The sequence below is a fragment of the Staphylococcus sp. HMSC061G12 genome (assembly GCF_001838465.1).
GTDB lineage: Bacteria > Bacillota > Bacilli > Staphylococcales > Staphylococcaceae > Staphylococcus > Staphylococcus simulans.
Map to the genome: position 1 here is coordinate 1 of NZ_KV837094.1, position 1,048 is coordinate 1,048.

Annotated in this window: 1 protein-coding gene; it reads left to right on the forward strand. The window is 31.9% G+C overall.

The genetic code is table 11. The features are described from left to right. Positions 1-467 precede the first annotated feature (467 nt). The coding region (locus tag HMPREF2937_RS08050) for a hypothetical protein (protein ID WP_142351419.1) at positions 468-1,048 on the forward strand (581 nt) is incomplete at its 3' end.

Consider the following 1,048-nt stretch of genomic DNA (forward strand, 5'->3'; position numbering starts at 1 on the left):
ATGTTTTTTCTTCTTCTGAAATTGTGTAAATATCACTTTTTTAATTTCGGATTTCAATAAATATAGTAAATTTGATTTAGAAACGAGTTTCTTCTTTTCTTATTAATAAATTCAATAATAAGAAAAGTCGTTAACCCTCAAATTAAGGAGAGCTAACGACAAAAGCAAAAGTTACTCATACTGTATAATGTTTATTTTATATTTAAATATTAACCTAAATTGATGTATGCATCAAGATATATACTTGCTTGTGTATATTTTGTAAATCTATGATTATGATAATAGGTGAGATATGCTAAAATTTTGGTTTGCTTTTTGTTTTTTTAGAAACGAGTTTCTTCTTTTCTTGATACTAAGCGACTTTGATTTTTTGAAAGAAGGCGAAGAAGCTGATTCTATCCAAAACATCAAACATCTTAAAAACAGATTATTTCCAAAAGTCGATTAAACAAAAGAGGATAATCACAATGAGAAAGGCAGATGAACACATTATGAAGACAAGATACTTACTGATTTTTACATTAATTCTAACAGTAGTCCTCGCTTCATGTTCAAACAAAGAAGATGAGCGACAAAAGAAAACGACCAAAGAGGGTGAAATGAAGGTCGGTGAAATGATGCAGGAAGATAAAGAGCGTGTCTGGTTTGTCGCAACCAATACCAAGACACCCACTTTAGAGAAAGAATCTATCATCAACCGCTATATCATAACAAAAAACGGCAAAATGAAAATTTATGTCGCCAATACACCTCCGATACCGAATTTAGATAGAATGCTTGATATGAGTCAAAAAGAATTAATTAAAGAGATTAAAACACAAGATAAAGATTACTTTGAATTTAAAGCTGCTGAACTGTACGCCAGAACGGACGCAGATATTGATAATGCGAAGGATATTATCAAAGTTGGTATTGAAGACTATAACGAGTCCAGAGATTCACACGGTGGCTCAGATTATGCATTACTGGCACATGAACAACGAGGCCAAAGCCCCGAAGAGTCTCTGAAAAAATTAGAAAAATACAAGCATGAGTTAGATACCGTTAA